The 17,360-nt window shown below is 32.3% G+C and carries 16 protein-coding genes; 6 read left to right on the top strand and 10 right to left on the bottom strand.

Features of this window, described 5'->3' with window-relative positions:
- Position 1: 1 nt before the first annotated feature.
- The 5 genes from DMZ43_RS10795 to rsfS all read right to left on the bottom strand — a co-directional run bounded on the left by DMZ43_RS10795 (position 2) and on the right by rsfS (position 4,496).
- The gene (locus tag DMZ43_RS10795) at positions 2-652 is read right to left on the bottom strand and encodes a phosphatidylserine decarboxylase family protein (RefSeq protein WP_131508164.1); all 651 of its coding nucleotides are present in this window, start codon (positions 650-652) and stop codon (positions 2-4) included.
- Positions 642-1,463 (bottom strand): phosphatidate cytidylyltransferase, encoded by an 822-nt coding sequence (locus tag DMZ43_RS10800; RefSeq protein WP_131508166.1) that lies wholly within the window; start codon positions 1,461-1,463, stop codon positions 642-644. The genes DMZ43_RS10795 and DMZ43_RS10800 overlap by 11 nt, the downstream gene beginning before the upstream one ends.
- A complete protein-coding gene (locus tag DMZ43_RS10805) occupies positions 1,464-2,072 on the bottom strand; it encodes an LUD domain-containing protein (RefSeq protein ID WP_129761410.1) in 609 nt (202 codons plus the stop codon).
- Positions 2,073-2,185: 113 nt separating this feature from the next.
- The gene (ftsH, locus tag DMZ43_RS10810) at positions 2,186-4,114 is read right to left on the bottom strand and encodes an ATP-dependent zinc metalloprotease FtsH (protein WP_131508168.1); all 1,929 of its coding nucleotides are present in this window, start codon (positions 4,112-4,114) and stop codon (positions 2,186-2,188) included.
- Positions 4,115-4,124: 10 nt separating this feature from the next.
- Complete coding sequence (rsfS, locus tag DMZ43_RS10815; RefSeq protein WP_129761408.1) at positions 4,125-4,496, bottom strand: ribosome silencing factor; 372 nt, start codon at positions 4,494-4,496, stop codon at positions 4,125-4,127.
- A 96-nt stretch (positions 4,497-4,592) separates the two neighbouring features.
- Between rsfS and DMZ43_RS10820 the strand changes: the two genes are divergently transcribed.
- Complete coding sequence (locus DMZ43_RS10820) at positions 4,593-5,324, top strand: biotin--[acetyl-CoA-carboxylase] ligase (protein WP_131508170.1); 732 nt, start codon at positions 4,593-4,595, stop codon at positions 5,322-5,324.
- Here the strand turns inward: DMZ43_RS10820 and DMZ43_RS10825 are convergent.
- Both DMZ43_RS10825 and pyrE read right to left on the bottom strand, forming a co-directional pair.
- Entirely contained in the window at positions 5,321-5,716 is a 396-nt protein-coding gene (locus DMZ43_RS10825; protein WP_129761406.1) for an SRPBCC family protein, read from the bottom strand. The two genes, DMZ43_RS10820 and DMZ43_RS10825, sit on opposite strands and share 4 nt — an antisense overlap.
- A gap of 27 nt (positions 5,717-5,743) precedes the next feature.
- Positions 5,744-6,388, bottom strand: a complete 645-nt coding sequence (gene pyrE / locus DMZ43_RS10830; RefSeq protein WP_131508172.1) for an orotate phosphoribosyltransferase — start codon at positions 6,386-6,388, stop codon at positions 5,744-5,746.
- 126 nt (positions 6,389-6,514) lie between these two features.
- Here pyrE and DMZ43_RS10835 point away from each other — a divergent pair, with 126 nt between their 5' ends.
- The gene (locus DMZ43_RS10835) at positions 6,515-7,096 is read left to right on the top strand and encodes an NUDIX hydrolase (protein ID WP_129761404.1); all 582 of its coding nucleotides are present in this window, start codon (positions 6,515-6,517) and stop codon (positions 7,094-7,096) included.
- Here the strand turns inward: DMZ43_RS10835 and DMZ43_RS10840 are convergent.
- Positions 7,093-8,832 (bottom strand): M14 family metallopeptidase, encoded by a 1,740-nt coding sequence (locus DMZ43_RS10840; protein WP_131508173.1) that lies wholly within the window; start codon positions 8,830-8,832, stop codon positions 7,093-7,095. The genes DMZ43_RS10835 and DMZ43_RS10840 overlap by 4 nt on opposite strands.
- 157 nt (positions 8,833-8,989) lie before the next feature.
- Between DMZ43_RS10840 and DMZ43_RS10845 the strand changes: the two genes are divergently transcribed.
- Positions 8,990-9,388: a hypothetical protein gene (locus tag DMZ43_RS10845; protein ID WP_129761402.1), complete on the top strand. Its 399-nt coding sequence runs from the start codon at positions 8,990-8,992 to the stop codon at positions 9,386-9,388.
- An 81-nt stretch (positions 9,389-9,469) separates the two neighbouring features.
- Positions 9,470-10,402: a citrulline utilization hydrolase CtlX gene (ctlX, locus tag DMZ43_RS10850; protein ID WP_131508174.1), complete on the top strand. Its 933-nt coding sequence runs from the start codon at positions 9,470-9,472 to the stop codon at positions 10,400-10,402.
- Here the strand turns inward: ctlX and DMZ43_RS10855 are convergent.
- The gene (locus tag DMZ43_RS10855) at positions 10,399-11,031 is read right to left on the bottom strand and encodes a chromophore lyase CpcT/CpeT (RefSeq protein ID WP_131508176.1); all 633 of its coding nucleotides are present in this window, start codon (positions 11,029-11,031) and stop codon (positions 10,399-10,401) included. The genes ctlX and DMZ43_RS10855 overlap by 4 nt on opposite strands.
- Positions 11,032-11,074: 43 nt before the next feature.
- Positions 11,075-13,159, bottom strand: a complete 2,085-nt coding sequence (locus tag DMZ43_RS10860; RefSeq protein WP_131508178.1) for an ATP-binding protein — start codon at positions 13,157-13,159, stop codon at positions 11,075-11,077.
- Between the two features lie 634 nt (positions 13,160-13,793).
- On the opposite strand from DMZ43_RS10860, the gene argS reads away from it, so the two are divergent.
- Both argS and DMZ43_RS10870 read left to right on the top strand, forming a co-directional pair.
- A complete protein-coding gene (gene argS / locus DMZ43_RS10865) occupies positions 13,794-15,569 on the top strand; it encodes an arginine--tRNA ligase (RefSeq protein ID WP_131508180.1) in 1,776 nt (591 codons plus the stop codon).
- 91 nt (positions 15,570-15,660) lie between these two features.
- Positions 15,661-17,301, top strand: a complete 1,641-nt coding sequence (locus DMZ43_RS10870) for a CTP synthase (protein ID WP_131508182.1) — start codon at positions 15,661-15,663, stop codon at positions 17,299-17,301.
- The last annotated feature ends 59 nt before the right edge of the window (positions 17,302-17,360 follow it).

Below are 17,360 nucleotides of genomic sequence, written 5' to 3' on the forward strand. Positions count from 1 at the left end.
TTTAAATTTCAGCAATAATACTTTCGCCTCCTTTTACAACTTGGTTCAAGGTTACTTTAACGTCTGCATCTAAAGGTAAAAATAAATCTACTCTCGACCCAAATTTTATAAACCCAGCATCAGCACCTTGTATTGCTTTGTCATCAACCTTAGCATAGTTAACAATACGTTTTGCTAGTGCACCAGCAATTTGTCTATATAGTATTTTTCCAAATGAGTTGTTTTCTACAACAATAGTCGTGCGCTCGTTTTCTTCACTGGCTTTTGGATGCCATGCAACTAAATATTTCCCAGGATGGTATTTGCTGTACAATACATTTCCACTTATTGGATAGCGTGTAACATGAACGTTAATTGGCGACATAAAAACAGATACCTGTATGCGCTTGTCGTTAAAATATTCTTTTTCAAAAACTTCTTCAATAACTACAACCTTACCATCAACAGGCGAAACGGCTTGTTTTTCATTTAAAATGGTGTTTCGTTTAGGGTTTCTAAAAAATTGAAGAATTAAAACCAAGAACACTACAAAAAGTAGCATTAGTGAAGTTCTTAGCCAAGGTAGTTGTATAAAATAATCAATGAGTAAAACAGCTCCAACTACTATAACTAGTGAAATAAATATAATTTTATGGCCTTCTTTATGAAACATAAGTTACTATTCTTAAAAATAAATAAATAAAAGGAGCAGCAAATATTATACTATCTAGTCTGTCTAATAAGCCACCATGACCAGGCATGATTACACCACTATCCTTTACTTTAGCTTGTCGTTTAAATTTAGATTCTATCAAATCTCCAAGTGTACCAAAAACACTAACTATAATTGCTAAAATTAACCAATAAGTAGAATCTAACGTATTTGTAAATTTAGCAATAAAATAACTAGCAACACACGAAAAAAACAAACCACCTAAAAATCCTTCAACTGTTTTTTTAGGCGAAATACTAGGAAACAGCTTTTGCTTTCCAAAGTTTTTTCCAACTAAGTACGCAAATGTGTCATTAATCCATATAAGAATAAAAGTACCTAAAAGCAACAATGGAGTAAACTCATGCTTAAAGTTTGCTATTAAAATTAAAAACACAAACGCACTACTTAAATAAAAAGTAGTGATTAGATATCTTTTAGAGCTGAAAAGCGGTATGGTTTTCTCAGAAAATAAATCTTTAATTAAAAACAACTGAACAAAAATTGTAATTACATGAAGTATTTGAATAGCCTCATCAAAACCATTTGTAGTGGTTATAATAGTAGACCAATATCCAAACACAAAATATAAAATCGTGAAGATTATAAACGGATAAAAATCTTTTAAGTTGATAAGTTTTTTAAACTCAGCTAGACAAATAATACCAAACACAAAAAATAATGCAGCCAATGCATGTTGCCAATACAGTGACAAGATTAGTAATGTGATGTATATTGCTCCGGATAATGCTCTGGTAACGGCTTCTTTCATCTATAGGTCTTCTAGAAGAAGCAAATATAGGTTTTTTGAGCTACTTCCATAAGTTAGAAAATCTTTATCCTCAACAGTTTTAAAATGCTTTATCGTAGTAATATTAGTTGGGATTTTTTCTCTGTTTTTACCTTTAATACCTCTAAGGCCTTCACCTATATTTTCAACAAACTGACTAGTTGTTGCATATATTATAAAATTGGTAGGCAGCTCTTTTAGTTTCTTCTCAGCAATTTGATTTGAAGAAATTAATAGCGAACCATCATCTGAAATAAGGTATTCACAAGTGGATAAAAAATACGTGCTTTCTGAAACTTTTTTAGTTGGATTTAAATGAAAATCTTTAAATAATTCAGAAAGTCTATCATCAAAGAGTAAAGCGTTTTTGTCTTCCCATTCATTTTCACTAAGAATTTGCGATAAATTATCCTTGACTTCGTTTAAATTTTCGCAATACAAAAACTTTCCGCCATTGGCTTTAAAATTTATGGTAAATCTCTCGTCAGCGGGCAATTTAATTTCAGGCATATATTTGCCTCTCTCTTCGCTTTTTATGTTATCTTCTTCACTATCAGATTTTAGGCCGAAGATTTTACGAAATAGACTCATGTATGGGTTGCTATTACCTAGGTTTTAATTTGCGTATTATTTCAAATATAAAAAAACTTAAATTAACACGTGATTAATTTAAGCTTTTTATAATAATATTATGTTTTTGGCTTTTATTCTTCTTCGTCTTTTCCAAAAGGACGCTTACCAAAAATCTTCTCTAAATTATCTTTAAAAATAACTTCTTTTTCCAATAAAACTTCTGCAAGTTCAGTAAGTTTATCTTTATTTTCTTCAAGAAGTGCTACAGCTCTTTGGTACTGTGTTTCGATAATATTAGAAATTTCTTTATCAATCAACTCAGCAGTTTCTTCGCTGTAAGGTTTTGTGAACCCATACTCAGACTGACCTGAAGAGTCGTAGTAGGTTAAGTTTCCTACTTTATCACTCAATCCATAGATTGTAACCATGGCACGAGCTTGTTTGGTTACTTTTTCTAAGTCACTTAAAGCACCAGTTGATATTTTATTGAAAATAACTTTTTCAGCAGCTCTACCACCTAATGCAGCACACATTTCGTCTAACATTTGCTCTGGTCTAACAATTAAGCGTTCTTCTGGTAAATACCAAGCAGCTCCTAACGATTGTCCACGAGGAACAATAGTTACTTTTACTAATGGAGCAGCGTGCTCTAGCATCCAGCTTACAGTTGCGTGTCCAGCTTCGTGGAAAGCAATGGCACGTTTTTCTTCTGGTGTAATGATTTTGTTCTTCTTCTCTAATCCACCAACAATTCTATCAACAGCATCAAGGAAATCTTGTTTTGTTACTGCTTTTTTACCTTGTCTAGCAGCAATAAGTGCAGCTTCATTACATACATTGGCAATATCAGCACCAGAGAAACCAGGTGTTTGTTTTGAAAGAAAATCGATATCTAAATCCTCTGCTTTTTTGATAGGTCTTAGGTGAACTTCAAAAATCTCTTTACGTTCCCTTACATCTGGTAAGTCAACAAAAATTTGACGATCAAAACGTCCAGCACGCATAAGAGCTTTATCTAATACGTCGGCTCTGTTTGTAGCAGCTAATACAATAACATTGGTGTTAGTGCCAAAACCATCCATTTCAGTTAATAATTGGTTTAAGGTATTTTCACGTTCGTCATTAGATCCTGAAAAATTGTTTTTTCCTCTAGCTCTACCAATTGCATCAATTTCGTCAATAAATATAATAGAAGGCGATTTTTCTTTTGCTTGTTTAAATAAATCTCGTACTCTCGATGCTCCAACACCTACAAACATTTCTACAAAGTCAGAACCAGATAGTGAAAAGAAAGGTACTTGTGCTTCACCAGCAACAGCTTTTGCTAATAAGGTTTTTCCTGTTCCAGGTTGTCCTACCAGTAAAGCTCCTTTAGGTATTTTTCCACCAAGTGAAGTGTATTTTTCAGGGTTTTTAAGGAAGTCTACAATTTCTTGAACCTCTTCTTTTGCACCTTCTAAACCTGCTACATCTTTGAATGAAGTTTTAATGTCAGTCTTTTCATCAAAAAGTTTTGCTTTAGATTTTCCGATGTTAAAAATTTGTCCTCCAGCGCCTCCACCAGCACCTGATGACATACGTCTCATTATAAAAATCCAAACACCTATGATTAGGATAAACGGTAATAAGGAGATTAAAAAGTTACCCCAAAGATTTTCTTCGGTTTTATACTTTAGCTCAGTATTTAAGTTGTTATCCTCAAGGGTTTTGTTGATGTCTTTTTCAAAGTTTTGCAAATCACCAAACTCAAACGAATAGTTTGGAGCAGGAGTCATTGCAGGGAAAATACTACTAGGTTTGGTCTTTTTATGTATTTCTTTATTTTGTGCTTCTTCGGTAAGATAAACTTTTGCTTCTCTTCGGTTTATGATTTCAATTTTTGAAACATCACCATTTTTTAAATATTCTAAAAATTGAGAAGGGGTTGTGGTCGCCACATTTTGCGATCCAAATCCACCTGAAAATAACTGAAAAGCGATAATAGCAAAAATTGCTATTCCATAAATCCAATATGGATTCAGTTTTGGTTTCTTATTTGTATTTTTATTTTCGTTTGCCATTAATTCTTTTTTAGTAACTAGTTTCTATAACAGTTGTTTTTGCATCTCCCCAAAGACTTTCAATGTCGTAGTATTGTCTAATGTGTTTTTGAAAAACATGTACAACAATATTAACATAATCTATCAAAACCCATTCGGCATTATCAACACCTTCAACATGCCAAGGGTTGTCTTTAAGTTCTTTGCTAACCTTTTTTTGAATTGAATTTACTATGGCGTTTACTTGCGTATTTGAAGTACCTTCGCAAACAATAAAATAATCACAAACTGTGTTTTCAATTTCTCTTAAATCAAGGATTGTTATTTCTTTCCCTTTTACATCTTCAATACCAGCTAATATGGTAGTTATTAATTGGTCGACATTACTATTTTTTTTCGCCATTAAATTGATTTAGTTTTGTGCAAAGTTATTATTTTTTTAGTTCTTTTGAACTTTAATTCTTCTTAAGAAAATTATAAATTAACATTTGCTGCTTTTATGCATATAATCAAACTTAATGCCATTGACTCAACTAATACTTATTTAAGACAATTAAGTGCTAGTAAGGCTATTGAGGATTTTACGGTTGTTGTTGCTAAACATCAAACAAAAGGCAGAGGACAAATGGGGACCCAATGGAACGTTCAAGATGCTAAAAATCTTACTATGAGCGTGTTTAAAGACATTACAGGTATTGATGTAGAACGTAATTTTTATATTAGTATAGCTGTGTCTTTAGTGGTTTTTGAAGCTTTAAAAAGCCTTAACGTTGAAAAGCTAAGCATTAAATGGCCTAACGACATTTTGTCAGAAAATAAAAAAATAGCTGGAATTTTAATTGAAAATGTCATAAAGCAAAATAGATTACAGGCTTCTATAATAGGCATTGGTATTAACGTTAACCAAACAGAATTTGAAAATTTACCTAAAGCTTCGTCTTTACAATTAATGTCTGGACGCTTTTTTGAATTGGATGAGGTAATGATTACTGTATTGCAGAAGCTTGAATATTTTTTCAAATTACTACAAAAGAAGAACTTTTCTACACTTAAAGCTCAGTATGAAGAGCATCTTTTTAGAAAAAATAAACCTTCCACATTTAAAGATATGGAAGGTAATATGTTTTCAGGTTTTATAAAAGGTGTGTCAAATTCTGGTAATCTTCAAGTGTTGCTTGAAGATGAAATCATTAAAGAATTTGATTTAAAAGAAATAACTCTGTTGTACTAAACAGCAGTAGTCATATTTGTTGCTAGAGTTTCAATAAACTTGCTGATTGGGCCTTTAATCATCATAGCCATCATAGCATTAAACTCTCCTTCAAAAGTTAATTGAACTTCACTAGTATTAGCATCTACTTCAGTGATGTTTCCTGTAAGTGAAAAGTCTAGTTTTCCACCAGCAGCACCAAGTACAATTTTATTAGGAGGTGTAGCTTCTTTTTTCTTAAGCACTATTTCAGGCATTCCTTTTAAAGCGAACAAAAATTTGTCGTTTTCTAAAACTTCAAATTTGCTGATGTTTTCAGGCATTAAAGCTTCAAAATTTTTCACATCAGATAAAAAATCAAAAGTCTCTTGAGCTGATTTGTTAAGGGTTACCTTTGGCGATTCTAAATTCATGTATATAAGTTTTTTTCTAAAGGTGTATCAATTAGCGTTCCATTCGCTTGGGTTAGCGTTCCATTGTGCCAAAAGGTCCTGTTGTTTTTTAGTGATATAGTTAGTTTCTAGTGCTTGATCCAACAAGCTTTCATAGTTACTTAAAGTATGTAAAGTAAGGTCTTCAGCTTCAAAACTGTCTTTAGAAACATTGAAACCGTAAGTGAAAATGGCAATCATTCCTTTTACATTGGCACCAGCTTCTTTAAGAGCAGCTACAGCATTTAAACTACTTTTTCCTGTGCTTATTAAGTCTTCAACAACTACCACATTTTGTCCATGCTCTAGATGACCTTCAATTTGGTTTTTGCGACCATGCGATTTTGCTTCAGGTCTTACATAAACAAACGGAAGCCCTAAATACTCAGCAACTAAAATCCCAATACCAATAGCTCCTGTAGCAACACCAGCAATAACATCAGGCTTGCCATATTGTTTTTCAATTTGCTTAGCCATGGTTTCTCTAATGTAGTTGCGAATTTGCGGATAAGATAACACAATTCTGTTATCACAATATATTGGCGATTTCCAGCCAGAAGCCCAAGTAAAAGGCTCTTCAGGGCTAAGTTTTATAGCATTTACTTGCAATAAAACTTCAGCAGTTTTTTTAGCGGTATGTTTGTTAAAAATCATAGCGCAAAACTACACAATTTTGTTAAATTTAAATTTCAAAACTTAAAATAAAATTAATTTTTGAAAATGGTAATATGTGCTTAAAAGTTATATTTTTACCATTGAAAACCTATTTGCCCAAATATTATGTATAAAGTTTTTGTAGGTGACAAACCAATTATATTAACGACTATTGTTAGTGAAGAAACTAACTTTAAAAACTATTTATTAGATACAGTTAATATTGGTAAAGTTATAAAAGAACTTAATTCTACCAGTTTGGAAGAGGTTAGATTAATACACAAAAACCCAGATAAACTCCTTAAAAAATTTTTAAAGAAATTGCCAAATGTAGTTGCAGGAGGTGGTAAGGTTATTAATGAAAAAGGAGAAACACTTTTTATCTACCGAAATAAAAAATGGGACTTACCAAAAGGAAAAGCTGAAGCTAAAGAATCGATAGAAGAAACCTCAATTAGAGAAGTGGAAGAGGAGACAGGTGTTAAAGGTCTTGAAATTGTAAAACCGCTTGATACTACTTATCACATTTTTAAGCGAAATGGTAAACACAAGATAAAAGTAACTTATTGGTTTGAGATGAAAACAACTTACTCAGGCAAACTTGAACCAGAAGAGAAAGAAGGTATTACCAAGGTAGAATGGCTCAACGAAACGCAACGTCAAGAAGCTATGACAAACTCTTATGCTAATATTAAAATTTTGGTTTAGCGCAATCTGTACACAGGATATTGTAGGTGAGCTTTTTCGTAATAGTCACTTTGTTTGTGTAGCCAATCTAATTGCGCATACCAGTTATTTTTAAAATTAGTATCTGTTTGTTTTTTCTGTTCAAATTCTGTTTTTAAATCAGGGTTTTTATCTAATAATTCTTTAGCAATATCTTCCCATACATAAGGTGAAAAACCTTCTTTTTGTTGCAGAATTGTATCAAAAAAGTTCCAGTTAAAGAATGAGTCTGGTGCTTCAGGTTCTAATGTTTCCATTAAATACCTGAACGCATTTTGATGTGTGTTAATAATATAATCACCTTTTAAGAATTTTACTTGTTGTTCTGTTTTAGTAACTTTAGTGTTGTAATGCTGATAATGGCCTTCATAAGGCATTTTTCTGCTCTCATAACTTTCAATCTCATAGGATTCTACTGTTATTGTAGTGTCATTTTCAAACTGGCGCATTTCAACATGATTAAGTTTTAAAAGTTCAATTACTTTCCACCAACCTTGTGGAATAATGTAAGCACTAGGTATAGTTACTTCAATGCTTGGTTCAAAATAGTTGTTGTAAACCACATCTTTTGTAAATGGTTTTGTGCGATCGTATTTTAAGCGCTGCGCTCCAGTAACTTCACTAGGTATTCTATTGCCTTCATATCCTTTAAAACTTAATGTAGAGGTTTTGCTAGTATCGATTTTCCAATCTAGCGTATAGGTCTCAGCATAATCACGAATATGTTCTTCTGTGCTTATTTGTTTCCATTGTATTTTTTGATAATCTTCTTCAATAATATCAATCATACTTTTCATAAGTTCATAAGTGCCTTCAACACGTTGTTTGTAGGGTTTAAGCATGTGAGTTTCAACCATCATACCTAAAGTGTTAAATAGTGTTGTGTAACCAGTAGAGTATCTTGGGTAGTCCATAAACTGATTAAAACCAGTCTCTGGAGTTCTGTTAAATACATTGACGTAAGGTGTAATATCCCAATCTTTTGCGGCTAGTTTTTCTTCTAGTTTAGGCATCATTTCGGTATGGATATAATTGCCTAAATCGCCTCCTAATTTATTGTGTTGTGTGAATAAATGAGTGAGCGTATATTGGTAGTCTGCACCATTGCTTACATGATTATCAATAAATACATCAGGGTTTATTAAATGGTAAATCTCAGTAAAAGCACGAGCGTTTTTGGTGTCGCATTTTATAAAATCTCTGTTGAGGTCATAGTTTTGAGCATTTCCTCTAAAACCATACGATACAGGTCCATTCTGGTTTGTTCTTGTTGTAGAATTTCTATTTAAGCTACCTCCAATGTTATATATTGGTATAGTTGCTAAAACAGTGTGTTTAGGTATTTCAATAGTACCTTGAGCAATATCTCTGTAAAGCAGCATTGTGGCATCTATACCATCGCTTTCACCAGGATGAATACCATTGTTGATAAGGAGTATGCGCTTATTGTTGGCTCTTATTTGCGAAAAATCAAAAACTTTGTCAGGGTTTAATGTTACAAGATGAAGTGGCTTGCCAGAATCTGTCTCACCAATTGAGTCTATCGAAATTTCAGGGTAAGCTTGGGCTAAGTTTTTATAATAGAGTATGGTTTCCTCATAAGTGGCAGTTTCCTTGCCTTCGCTTTTTTCAAAAACAGTAGTGAAATCATAAGTTTTTTTGGGGTTGTTTTGGGAGCAAGAACACAGTATTATAAAAAGTAGCGCAAATTTTTTCATGTGTATGATTTTTGATATTTCAAACTTACTTAAAATAGTAATTGATTTTAAGATTGTTATCGTTTTATGTTAGAATATCGTGGATTTATTTTGTCAAAACCTTAGCAAAATCAAGGATTTTTTTTATTTTTAACTATCCCTTATTAACTAAAATAATATGCAAGAAAGAGAGCTTTCTCACAAATTGTCATTTGGCACTATTATTATTCTCAATGAGCATTTAGCTGAGGTAATTATTGACGAAGGTGTTGAAATGGACAAAAAACTAATGGAAGAATATCATAATTTTTTACTCGAAAATTTAACACCTCCATTTTCACTTTTAGTAAACAAACTTCATTCTTACTCTTATACTTTTGATGTTCAACGTAAGATTTCAAAATTGAAAGAAGTTTTTGCTGTAGCAGTTGTTGTGAACTCAATTGGTAGTAAAATGGCTACTAAAACAATATTGAGTTTGAATAATGATGAAAACTGGACAATGAAAATGTTTTATCTAAGAGAAGAAGCTTTGATATGGCTTAATGAAGAGAAAAATAAAAGAATTTCTATGTAAATTTTAACACATACTTCATTGATGTCTTTAGAGAAAAATACATTTTAAAATAGTAATTTTGCAGCAGAATTTTTACCAATAATGCAACAGATTACGAATACTATTTTAATGATTCGTCCTATAAACTTTAGGATGAACGAACAGACAGCTGTCAACAATTATTTTCAAGAAACTATAGATGTTAAAAATGCTGAGATTAATGCCAAAGCTCAAGAAGAGTTTGACGCTTTTGTTGCAAAGTTAAAGCAAGTAGGGATTAATGTAATTGTTGAGCAAGATGATGTGTTAGCAGATACTCCAGACTCTATTTTTCCTAATAACTGGGTGAGTTTTCATGAAAATGGTGATGTTGCAATTTATCCAATGTTTGCCGAAAACAGAAGAAAAGAAAGACGCGAAGAGATATTTGTTAGGCTTGAAAACGAAGGCTTCAAAATTGAAAATATTATTGACTATACAAGTGCAGAAGATGAAGGTGTTTTTCTTGAAGGAACAGGAAGTTTATTGTTAGATAGAGCTAATGGTAAAGCCTATTGTGCGTTATCACCTAGAGCAGACGAAGAGTTGTTTATTGAGTTTTGTGAAGATTTCGACTATTTTCCTGTAGTATTTACCGCTAACCAAACTGTAGATGGTAAGCGATTACCAATTTACCATACTAATGTAATGATGTGTTTAGCTGAAAACTTTGCTGTGATTTGCTTGGATACTATTGATGATAAAAAAGAACGCAAAAATGTTATTCAGCATCTAAAATCGGATGGTAAAGAAATTATAGAAATTACTGAGTCTCAAATGCATCAGTTTGCTGGTAACATGCTTCAATTAAAAGGAGCAAACAATACACCTTATTTAGTAATGAGTAAAGCTGCTCATGATAGTTTGACAGCATCACAAATCTCAAAAATTGAAAAGCATTGTGAGATAATTTCTAGCTCTTTAGAAACTATAGAAACTTGTGGAGGCGGAAGTGCTCGTTGTATGATGGCTGAGGTGTTTTTACCAAAAAACTAATCTAGCTTGTTAAAGATGTAACCGCCTTTTTCGGCTCCCCAAATATGTTCTCCTTTATCGTCAAATCCTCTATCCCATGAGATGATTTTGTCTTGGAAAATTTCAACTTCGCTAGTTGCGTATGAAGCTCCATATAGAGTACTTTCGCAAGTTTTTTTTCCTGTTTCACCTTTAAAATGATTAGAGTCTAAACGTTTAAGGAGTACTTCGCATCCTTCTTTTTTAGAAACTTGATGTATTGATAGCGAGTCAAAAGCTTGAGGTGTTTTCCATTTTCCTATCCATAACGAGTCGTTTTCAATTGTGTAAATAGCAGAACTATAAACACTATCATTTAATTTAGTTACTTCGTATATACGTTGTCTGTAAGGATTGTTTTGTCGTGCATTTAAAGCTTGTTCTACATAAAGGTAATTACCTTTGTCTTTCCAAATAGGGTACATGTGAAGCGAAATATTAAAATAAGTTGAGTCAACTTTTGCTTGAGCTTCAGAATTGTATGAACCTTGCATTATTGTAAATAACTCTTCAAGGTGATTAGGAGTTTTTGTGCTTTCAGTTGTTTTTTGAGAATCTTTACAGCTATAAAATGATGCTAGTATAGCAAGTGAAAGTATAAATTGTTTCATCTTAGTGTTATGGCTTTTGCGCTAAGATAAACAAAAATGTTATTTAAGAAGAAGACTTTGTTTTTGGGAGTTCAACAAAAAATTTAGTTCCCACATTTTGAACACTTTCAACCCAAATTCTACCATCATTAAGTTCAACTAGTTCTTTGCAAATAGTTAATCCTAATCCTGTACCTTTTTCGTTTTTGGTACCTATTGTAGTAAATGTATTGTTTTTAAATAGCTTGTTTAGATTCTCTGGAGAAATACCAACTCCAGTATCTTCTACGCATATTAAGGATTTACCATTTTGGTCTCTGTTTGAAACAGTTATAGCATCACCAATTCTACTAAACTTAACAGCATTTGTAAGTAGATTTTGAATTACAATTTCTATCATGCTTTTATCGGCATAAACAAAATCTCTTTGCGACTCGTCAATTAAAACAATTCGTTTTTGTTCAACCTTTTGTTCTATTAATCCCATTTTATTGTGGAATACATCTTGGATGTTGAATAACTCAGGGTTAGACTCTAAGTTTTGCATTTGGGATTTAGACCAGTTTAATAGGTTAAAAAGTAATAAAGAAGCATTGTCAGCATTCTCACTTAATTCAGGGATAAGCTCATAAAATTCTTCTTTGGTAAGACTGTCTTCGCGAAGCAAATCAATAAATCCTTTAATGGACGAAATCGAATCTTTTAAATCGTGAGATACTATAGAAAACAAACGATCTTTTACTTTGTTAACCTCTTCTAAATGGTGTGTTTGCTCTAATATAGCTTCGTTTTGTAACTCTATCTGTTTGTTTTTTTCTTCAAGTTCTCTAGCGTATTCTAAGCGTTTTCTATGTTTTAGGTGAGAAATAACTAAAACAAGTAAGGATACTAAAATAGCAAAAGCTAAGACGTAACTTAGCAGTTTTAATCGTTTAATAGATTTTTCATTCTCTTTATTTATTGCTTCATTTTCAATACTCACCTCGTTTGTAAACGCTTCGTCAATATTGGTTTCAGTAACAGGAGTAGTAATTACAGGTATTTTGGGTTGACTCTCTTTATCAAGTTCAGTTTTTAAGTCATAATATTTTCCTTGCCAGAAAAATGCATTTTGATATTGCTTTTGTATGGAGTCTAGTTCTTTGTGAAGTTTGTAGTTTTTTAAAAGCTCATGTTTGTTAACTCCATTTTTTGCAATACTGTAGGCTTCGTCTAATTGCGCTTGGGCAAGTTTTAACTTGTTTTGTTTTAAATTGAGATGACCTATGGAGTTTAATGACCTAAGTAATCCATCTTCATTTTGTGTGTTTCTGTTGTATTTTAATCCTTCAAGTAAATACTCTGCAGCTTTTTCATATTCTCTAAACTGCAAATATTCTTCACCAATTCGAGGTAAAATTTCTCCTCTTAAGTCATTATCATTTTCAGTATCTAAAAGATTTAAAACTTTTTCAAAATATTCAATAGCTTTTCTGTGTTCTTTTCTTTCAGAATAAAGTAAAGCAATGTTTTTGGTTGAGTTTTTAATTCCAGTATTGTCTTGTAGTTGGGTTCTAACGTTTAAAGCTTTATAATTAAACTCAAGCGCTTTATCTATTTGGTTTGTATTGTAGTAAGCTTCGGCTAAACTATTGTAGGCTAAACTAAGTTCTTCTCTCAAGTTCATGCGTTCAAAAACCTGAATAGCTAATAAAGCATTTTCAAGACCTTCAGCATAGTTTCCACGTTTAATTTCAATAAGACCAATACCATTACTAACTCTGGCATAACCTAGTGTGTCGTCAAGTTCTTTAAATAGTCTCTTGGACTTATTGTAACTATCAATTGCGTTGTAGTAATCATTTTTTGTTGAATAAATAAGGGCTTTAAAATATTTGGCTTCGGCAATTGCTCTTTTATATTTTAAAGTTTCAGATAACCTTTCAGTTTGGTCAATAAACAATAACGCTTTTTTGTAGTCTTTTACAGTGTATAGCTTTTCAATTAATAAAAGGGAAGTTTCAACCTTTGCAGAATCCTGAGGTTGGTAAGCTAATTGAATAGTTAGGTGTTCAATCTCTGATTGAATAAAAAGACTATCCTTCTCTATTTTTTGAGCAAAAGTAGAGAGCACAGAAAAAAAAGCAGCTAAAGTTATTAACTGTTTCATCTTCTACAATTAGTGTTATAAATTGCAATGCTGCTTTGACGCCAACTTGCCTTGAGGGATAGGAAAAGTAAAAACACAAAACACAATAACAATCCTGTTAAAGGTTGAAAAATAGGTATCATCAACGATTGGGACTTTGATTAATAGCTTTCCAAAAATCTTTAAAAGGGTTATAAAAAGCTAATTTCTAGGTTTTACTACCAAAAAATTAGATAAAAGGAATATTATTTAAATTTAAAAATTTTCCTACTCGATGAACGGTAAAAAATCATAGAAAAACTACACTTTTATCGACGAAATGCACGTTAATTAAAGTTATTAACAAATTTTCATTTAAAATATTGATTGTCAGAATTTTAGTATTAAAAATGAATTTTGAAGTAATTTGATAACGCTACGCTATGACTTCACAAAACTTAATTAATTTACCATTCTTAATTTAAGACTGTTATTTTTTTCAAACAAGAGTATATTTTAAAAAGCAGACTTCAATGGCAAATTGTCAATCGCTCTTTTTACATTCCATATAAATTTAGATTTCGGTATTGTGCTTTAAAATTAAGTATTTAAGCGGCATTGGGTCTTAAAATTTTAATAAAAATGCTATCTTTGCACACTTAAAAATTAACTACAAATGAGTCTTCAAGATATATTGACAAAACACGTACAAGAAGCTATAACTTCATTGTATAACGCTAATTTAGAATCGGTTGAATTCCAAGCTACTCGTAAGGAATTTGCTGGAGATATAACAATTGTTGTTTTTCCTATGTTGCGTGTTGTAAAAGGTAATCCTGTGCAAATAGGAGAAGCTGTAGGTCAATATCTTGTTGAAAAGGTTGATGAGGTAAAAGCATTTAATGTAGTTAAAGGTTTTTTGAATGTTGAAATCAATGATGCCTACTACCTTAACTTCTTTAACGAAATTTCCAATCAAACCACTTATGGGTTGGTAGCACCTAAAGAAGAAGATAAAGCAATAATGGTAGAGTATTCTTCACCTAATACCAATAAACCTTTACATCTAGGTCATATTAGAAATAACTTATTAGGATATAGCGTTGCTGAAATTTTAAAAGCATCTGGAAAAAAGGTGTATAAGACTCAAATTATAAACGATAGAGGTATTCATATTTGTAAAAGTATGTTGGCTTGGAAACGTTACGGTAATAATGAAACTCCTGAAAGCACAGGCTTAAAAGGCGATAAGCTGGTAGGTAATTATTATGTGAAGTTTGACCAAGAGTATAAAAACGAAATTCAGCAATTAGTAGAAGAAGGAAAGACTGAAGAAGATGCAAAAAAACAAGCTCCTATTTTGGTGGAAGCTCAGCAAATGCTTCAAAAATGGGAATCTGGAGATCCTGAAACAGTTGCACTTTGGGAAAAAATGAACGGTTGGGTTTATGAGGGTTTTGATGTTACGTATAAAAACTTAGGTGTTGATTTTGACAAACTGTATTATGAAAGTCAAACCTATTTATTAGGTAAAGAATTTGTTGCCGAAGGTTTAAGAACAGGAGTTTTCTTTAAAAAAGAAGATGGCTCAGTGTGGTGCGACCTTACTGATGAAGGACTTGATGAAAAAATCGTGCTTCGTAGTGATGGTACAGCAGTATATATGACACAAGATATTGGTACAGCTATTCAACGTATTAAAGATTTTCCTGATGTTGGCGGAATGGTTTACACTGTAGGTAACGAGCAAGATTATCATTTTAAAGTACTGTTTTTAATCCTCAAAAAATTAGGTTTTGATTGGGCTAAAAACTTATACCATTTAAGCTATGGTATGGTCGATTTACCTTCAGGAAAAATGAAAAGTAGAGAAGGTACTGTTGTAGACGCTGACGATTTAGTAGAAGATATGGCTAAAACTGCCGAAGAGATTTCTGAAGAACTTGGTAAGTTAGACGGTTATACCCAAGAAGAAAAACAAGAACTTTACAAAACCATTGGTCTTGGTGCTTTAAAATATTACATCCTTAAAGTAGATCCAAAAAAGCGAATTCTCTTCGATCCTAAAGAATCTATCGATTTTCAAGGAAATACAGGGCCATTTATTCAATATACGTATGCAAGAATTCAGTCTATTTTAAGAAAGTCTGATGTGGATACGTCTACAAAAGTCACAGTTGATTTACACGAAAAGGAAAAAGAATTGCTAAAGCAAATTCAACTGTTTCCTGAAGTGGTTCAAAATGCAGCAGAACAACACAGTCCTGCATTAATTGCTAATTACACTTATGATTTAGTGAAAGAGTTCAATTCATTTTATCAAAATGTATCTATACTTGGTGCTGATAATGACAACGAAAAACAGTTTAGAGTACAGTTATCTAAGGTAGTTGGTAACACCATTAAAAATGCGTTTGGGCTATTAGGAATTAATGTTCCTGAACGTATGTAATAATATTGTATTTTTAATAGCAATTAAAACCCAAAACACTACCTAATAACTATTAAAATTTTGTAAATTTGCCTGCGTTTAAAAGCGCAACATGACAACAAACACAAAATACATCTTTGTAACTGGAGGCGTAAGTTCTTCCTTAGGAAAAGGAATTATAGCTGCTTCATTGGCAAAATTACTTCAGGCTCAAGGTTACAGAACCACAATCCAAAAATTAGACCCTTATATTAACGTTGACCCAGGAACTCTTAATCCTTATGAGCATGGTGAATGTTATGTTACCGATGATGGTGCCGAAACCGATTTAGATTTGGGTCACTACGAGCGTTTTTTAAACGTGCCTACAAGTCAGTCAAACAACGTTACTACTGGAAGAATTTATCAAAGTGTTATTGAAAAGGAACGTAGAGGTGAGTTTTTAGGTAAAACGGTTCAGGTTATTCCTCATATTACTGACGAAATTAAAGAACGTATTCAAATCTTAGGAAAATCAGGAGATTACGATATTGTTATTACCGAAATTGGAGGAACCGTTGGTGATATTGAATCCTTACCTTATATTGAAGCTGTGCGTCAATTGCGTTGGGATTTAGGTCAAGACAACGCTATCGTTATTCACTTAACATTAATTCCATTTTTATCGGCAGCAGGCGAGTTAAAGACAAAACCTACTCAGCATAGTGTAAAAACCTTAATGGAAAGTGGTGTTCAAGCAGATATTTTAGTTTGCAGAACAGAACATGAATTACCTGAAGATTTAAGACGAAAACTAGCTTTATTCTGTAATGTTCGTGAAGAGGCTGTTATTCAATCTATAGATGCATCAACAATTTACGATGTGCCTAACTTAATGTTAGAACAAGGTTTGGATAAAGTAGTGCTTAAAAAATTAAATTTAGAAAGTGATACTCCAGATTTAACACAATGGAATCAGTTTTTAAACCGACATAAAAACCCAAAAGGAGAAGTTACGATTGGGCTTATCGGAAAATATGTTGAACTCCAAGATTCATACAAATCAATACTTGAAGCTTTTATTCATGCAGGAGCAGAAAATGAAGTAAAAGTAAATGTAGAATCTGTTCATTCAGAATTTTTAACACCAAAGAATGCTGCTAGTAAACTTCAACATTTAGATGGAGTATTAGTTGCTCCTGGTTTTGGAGAGCGTGGTATAGAAGGAAAAATTGAAGCGGTTAGGTATGTGAGAGAGCATAATATTCCGTTTCTAGGGATTTGCTTAGGTATGCAAATGGCAGTTATTGAGTATTCTAGAAACGTACTTGGATTAAAAGATGCCAATTCAACCGAAATGGATGAGCATACGCAATATCCTGTTATTGACCTTATGGAATCTCAAAAAGATATTACTGATAAAGGTGGGACTATGCGTTTAGGTGCTTGGGATTGCGAACTAATAAATGGGAGTATTGTACAACAAGTGTATGGTTCAAATGCTGTAAAAGAGCGTCATAGACATCGTTATGAATTTAATAACGCATTTAAAACGCAAATTGAAGACGCAGGTATGAAAGCTACAGGGTTTAATCCTGAAACTGGTTTGGTTGAAATTGTTGAAATTCCTTCACATAGCTGGTTTGTTGGTGTGCAGTACCATCCTGAATATAAGAGTACTGTTGCAAATCCGCATCCTTTATTTGTAGCATTTGTAAAAGCTGCTTTAAACTTTAAAAAAGACGAGAAAAGTGTCAGTATGACACAAAAATAATATTGGACAGTTTTTTGATACACCAAAAGACATCCACTCCTAACTTTAATTGGGGAAAC

This window comes from Meridianimaribacter sp. CL38, from assembly GCF_004328055.1.
In the GTDB taxonomy this organism is placed as follows: domain Bacteria; phylum Bacteroidota; class Bacteroidia; order Flavobacteriales; family Flavobacteriaceae; genus Gaetbulibacter_B; species Gaetbulibacter_B jejuensis.

Coding starts and splice junctions, on each gene's coding strand:
- DMZ43_RS10800 (WP_131508166.1), bottom strand. CDS start 1,463: ATGAAAGAAGCCGTTACCAGAGCATTATCCGGAGCAATATACATCACA.
- DMZ43_RS10795 (WP_131508164.1), bottom strand. CDS start 652: ATGTTTCATAAAGAAGGCCATAAAATTATATTTATTTCACTAGTTATA.
- DMZ43_RS10840 (WP_131508173.1), bottom strand. CDS start 8,832: ATGAAAAAATTTGCGCTACTTTTTATAATACTGTGTTCTTGCTCCCAA.
- DMZ43_RS10805 (WP_129761410.1), bottom strand. CDS start 2,072: ATGAGTCTATTTCGTAAAATCTTCGGCCTAAAATCTGATAGTGAAGAA.
- DMZ43_RS10845 (WP_129761402.1), top strand. CDS start 8,990: ATGCAAGAAAGAGAGCTTTCTCACAAATTGTCATTTGGCACTATTATT.
- ctlX (WP_131508174.1), top strand. CDS start 9,470: ATGCAACAGATTACGAATACTATTTTAATGATTCGTCCTATAAACTTT.
- argS (WP_131508180.1), top strand. CDS start 13,794: ATGAGTCTTCAAGATATATTGACAAAACACGTACAAGAAGCTATAACT.
- DMZ43_RS10825 (WP_129761406.1), bottom strand. CDS start 5,716: ATGAATTTAGAATCGCCAAAGGTAACCCTTAACAAATCAGCTCAAGAG.
- DMZ43_RS10820 (WP_131508170.1), top strand. CDS start 4,593: ATGCATATAATCAAACTTAATGCCATTGACTCAACTAATACTTATTTA.
- ftsH (WP_131508168.1), bottom strand. CDS start 4,114: ATGGCAAACGAAAATAAAAATACAAATAAGAAACCAAAACTGAATCCA.
- DMZ43_RS10855 (WP_131508176.1), bottom strand. CDS start 11,031: ATGAAACAATTTATACTTTCACTTGCTATACTAGCATCATTTTATAGC.
- DMZ43_RS10835 (WP_129761404.1), top strand. CDS start 6,515: ATGTATAAAGTTTTTGTAGGTGACAAACCAATTATATTAACGACTATT.
- DMZ43_RS10870 (WP_131508182.1), top strand. CDS start 15,661: ATGACAACAAACACAAAATACATCTTTGTAACTGGAGGCGTAAGTTCT.
- rsfS (WP_129761408.1), bottom strand. CDS start 4,496: ATGGCGAAAAAAAATAGTAATGTCGACCAATTAATAACTACCATATTA.
- DMZ43_RS10860 (WP_131508178.1), bottom strand. CDS start 13,159: ATGAAACAGTTAATAACTTTAGCTGCTTTTTTTTCTGTGCTCTCTACT.
- pyrE (WP_131508172.1), bottom strand. CDS start 6,388: ATGATTTTTAACAAACATACCGCTAAAAAAACTGCTGAAGTTTTATTG.